We start from the raw sequence: 4362 nt of genomic DNA, 5'->3' as shown, positions 1-4362 counted from the left end.
CGGTGTCCTCGTCGACGTCGGCGGTCTCGTCGGCGTGGTCGTCGGTGTGCCAGCGGTTCAGTTCCTCGGCGCGGTGCTCTTCGGCTTCCTGCGCGTCGGCGGCGTCGCGGGCGCGCATTTCGACCAGGGCGCGGTTCGCCTTCTCGATGGCGTCGGAGGTCTCTTCGGCCGACGGGACGCGCACCGTGTCCTCGTCGACCGGGGCGGGTTCGTCGGCGGCGATCTCGCGCAGGTCCCGGTCGGGCACCTCGACGCGTTCGGGCGGCGGCGCGACGGTCTCGTCGGTGGCGTGCACGTCGGCGCCGGGCTCGGCGGTGCGGTCGGTGGCCTCGGCCCGGGCGGTGTCGGCCTCGGCCAGGTCGGTTTCGGTGATGTCGCGGTGGGGTTCGTCCACGGCGAGGGCGGCGCGGTGCGCGGCGAGCCACTCCTCGGCGGTGACCTGCTACTCGGGTTCGGTGTCGTCGACGTGCCGAGCGGCGAGTTCGGCCTTGGCCCGCTCGGCCGCCGCGCGGGTGCCGGCGGTGTGGGCGAGGAACGCGGCGCGGTCGTCGTCGAGCTTCTGCAGCTGGGCGGCCCGGGTGTCGAGGACGTCGGCGAGCGCGGCGGCCTGGGCGGCTTCCTGCTGCAGCCGGGCCCGCGCGCCCGGCTCGGGGGCGGCGTCGGCCTCGGCGGCGCGCAGGGCGGCGGTCTGCCGGTGGGCGGCGGCGGTTTGGTGGGTGCCGGCGAGTTCGTTCCCGACGAACCGCGGCCCCCAGGTCGTCTCCCGCTCGTAGGCGCGGACCCTCACGCGCAGCTGCCCGTCGGACAGCTCCAGCTCTTCCCGGTCGATCTCCGGCCGGCCCAGCGTGCGCCACGCCGCACGGTAGGCCGCGTACTGCTCGACCTGTCCGGGCTTCGGCGCCGGGCCGAGCGCATCGGCCAGCTCGTCGTGCCCGGCGAGTTCGCGCACCGCAGCCACCGATCCGGCCTGCCGCTCCCAGGCCCGCCGAGCATCGCCATGGGCGGGGACCGGCCCGAACGCCTCGACGGCCCACGGAGTGGCCTGCTCGGCGGCCTCGCGGCCCAGCTCGGCGGCCCGCTGGTCGGCGTCGCTGGCGAGCGCGGCGAGGTAGTCGCGCCATTCGGGGTTGTCGACCCGGGGTGTCCAGTCGGTGAAGGTCTCTCCGACCGGGTCGAGCCGGTCGCGGTAGTCGTGGCGGATGCGGCTGTAGACGACGTTGGACAGGTTGCGGGCGCCGTCGAACGGCCGCCCGGCCACGGCGTCGTGCAGCACCTGCTGCGGGTCGTGCCCGGCGAGCTCGGCGCGGCGCAGGATGCGGGTCAGGGAGGCGGCGCCGTCCTCGGCGGCGATCCGCGCCCGCTCCGGCCCGCTGATCACCCCGTCGTCGACGAGCTGGTCCAGCCAGGTCGCGGTGCGCTCGGTCGCCGCGAGCTGCGCGGCGTCGGCCAGCAACTCCGCCGCGGTCCGCACGCTCCCGGCCTGCGCGGCGGCCTCGGTGGCGGTGGCGACCGCGGACCGGTTCGCGGCGTCGACCTGCTCGGTGGTGTCGAGCACGCGGGCGAGCACCGCGACCGGGTCGCGGTGCAGCGTGTGCGCCTCGGTGCCCTGGGCGGGGTCGTCGACCCCGGCGAGGGTGGCGACGTGCGCGGTGTTGACCTCCCGACCCCGGGACATCCCGACGTAGAGGGCGGCCGGGCCGGTCCGGCCGGTGACGACGGTGTGGGTGCTGTCCACGGTGCCGCCCTGCGCGGCGTTCACGGTGGACGCGTACCCGAGCGCCAGGTGCTCGGCGACATACGACGGCGGAAGCACCAGCCGCTCACCCAGCACATCCCCGTCCGGGGTGCGGCCTTCGACGACGGCGACCTCGAGCCCACCGTCGGGCCGGACGGCCTGGACCCGGTAGTGCTCGCGGTTGATCGCGTGCCGGCGGTTGCCCTCGTACCCGGCGATGCTCCAGTCGAGCTTGCGCGCCTCCACGAGATCACCCACGCCCGCGACGGTGCCCTGCAAGCCGAGCAGGACGCCGGGCTCCTCGACCTGGCCGAGGCGGACCAGTTCGGCGCGGATCTGCGCGGACACCCGGGCGGCCTGCTCGTTGGTGTCCACGATCAGCAGCGACCGCCGCCCGGCGAGGGTGTCGCCCAGCCACGCCCGCGCCGCGGACACCTCCGCGTCCTCCGCGGTGCCGGAGTCCAGCAGGCGCCCGTGCTGGTGGTAGCTGCGCAACACCGTCTCGTCACCGGCGCGCAGCCGCAGCCCCGCCTCCCGCTCCCACGCGTTCGCGAACCGGCGGGCCTCGGCCAGCTCATACCGCGCCCCGGACGCGGCGAGCAAGTCCATCCCTCCCCCGGCGCCGACCGCGGCCAACTGCTTGTGATCCCCGACCAGCAGCAACTTCGCCCCGGCGCTGTCCACACGGCTGTGGATCGCGGCCAGCGCCGCCGTGTCAGTCATCGCGGACTCATCGACCACCACGAGATCACCCGCGTGCAACCGCAACGCCTCATCCCGCTCAGCCAGCTGTAGCCCGCCCTCACCGGGCCCGGCGGACAGCCGCTCCTGTGCGGCGAGCCAGGCGGCGACGTTGCGCGCGGTGAGCCCTTCGGTCTTGAGGACCTCGGTGGCGAGCTGCGAGGTGGCGAGCCCGAACACCCGCCGCGGCACCGGCCCGCCGGTCGTGGCTGGGTCGGTCCAGCCGCGGGCGATCGTGCCGACCACGAACGACTTCCCCGTCCCGGCCGGCCCCACGAGCGTCTCGACCCGGGCGCCGCTGGTGAGCACGCCGCGGACGGCGGCGGCCTGGTCGACGCCGAGCTCGATCCCAGCCTCGGCGAGCCCGGCGAGGAACCGCTGCGCCACGTCCCGGGGCAGCGCGGCCGCGCCGCGCGCGGTGGTGGCCGCGACCAGCGCGCGCTCGGTGCGCACCTGCTCCGGGGTCGCGAACAGCCGCGCGCCGGGGGCCTCGTAGGCCGACCGGCCGTTCGCCAGCCGCAGCGATTCGGGCAGGTGCTCGTCCCCGGGGCGGGGCGCATCCAGCGGGGTCGCGTAGGTGATCGCCTCGGCGGCGAGCTGGTCAAGCAACGCGGCGACGTCGCCGCCTTCGGGGGTACCGAGGTAGTCGGGCAGCGCGGCGTTGATGGCACGAATCAGGTCGGACTCGGTCCAGCCGGCCTTGCTGGCCTGCACCTCGGCGAGCGCGGTCTCGATCACCGCCTGCGGGGACCACGCCTGCGCCGCCGGGGCCTGCTCGCGGGCGGCGAACGCGGCCTGCGCGACCCCGGCCAGGCCGCCGTCGATGTCGGCGCGCAGCCGCGCGTCGACGCGGTCGAGCAGCTGCTCGCGGGTCTGGCCGTCGTGCGACTTCGCCCGCCGGGTCATCAGCGTGGCCTGCTGGGACAGCCGGTCGCGCTCCAACCCGTTCGGGGCGCGCCCGTGCCGGGTCTCGAACGCGGCGATCAGCTCGGCCGCCTTCGCGGTGACCGCGTGCCGCCGCGTCGAGATCAGCGACATGGCCTCCGGGGACACCCCAACGATCTCGCGGGCCTTCCCATCCGGGCGGGTCGCAACGAGCATGCCGAGCGCGTGCGTGATCCGCTCCTCGGTGGTGCGCTCCGCGACCGCCGCCGCAGCAGCCCGCCACTTGTGCATCGCCCTCGAGTCCAGCGTGCGCCACTGCCCGTCCGGGCCCTCAACGCGGTTGAGGACCGCGTTGTGGATGTGCAGCTGCGGGTCGTGGTCGCGGCTGTCGTGCTGGAAGAACGACGCCACCGTCCAGTCGTGCGCATCGACGAACCGGCCCGCCGCGCCGCCATAGTGCCCGACCCTCGAGTAGCCGGCCTTGTCGGCCATGTAGGCCAGGGCGGCGTTGTTGCCCGCCCAGATCGCGTCCTCCACCGCCTGCCGGTACTGCCCCCACGCTGCGGCGGCGGCCTCGTCGCCGGCGTTGCGGGCCTTGACCTCCTCCGCCTCGAACGCGGTATGGATCAGCGTCACCGACTTCTGAACGCTGAACGTCATGTCCAGGAACGCCACGTTGTGCCGCGCCGCCTTCCCGGCTTCGACGCGGAGTTCAGCGCGGCGTTCAGCCGACGCGTCCGGCTCCCGTTCAAGCGCCGCGGCGTACAACTCGTCCTCGGACAGGTACCGCCGCCCGGTATGACCGAGGGTGGGCACCTCCTCCCACCGCTTCGGGTCCGTGAACCCCTCCGCGCGCGGGTCGAGGAACCGCTCGTAGAGCGCCCGCATGTCTTGGCCGTCCACCAGCCCCGTCAGGCCGAGCCGCTCGGCTCCGGCACCCCACCAGCGGCCCGGCGGCTCGCCCTCGGCGACCGCACCGGTGTAGTAGTTCTCCCGACCGG

General features: G+C 75.2%; 2 protein-coding genes. Both read right to left on the bottom strand.

Features of this window, described 5'->3' with window-relative positions:
- Positions 1-394: hypothetical protein (locus KME75_RS44465; protein ID WP_246633756.1), on the bottom strand; the 394-nt coding region annotated here is incomplete at its 3' end.
- 48 nt (positions 395-442) lie between these two features.
- Positions 443-4362 (bottom strand): MobF family relaxase (gene mobF, locus KME75_RS40185; RefSeq protein ID WP_246633755.1); only part of this gene is annotated, 3920 nt, incomplete at its 5' end.

Source organism: Pseudonocardia nigra (assembly GCF_019396355.1).
Classification (GTDB): Bacteria; Actinomycetota; Actinomycetes; order Mycobacteriales; family Pseudonocardiaceae; genus Pseudonocardia; species Pseudonocardia nigra.
This window is presented reverse-complemented; position numbering and strand designations above follow the sequence as displayed.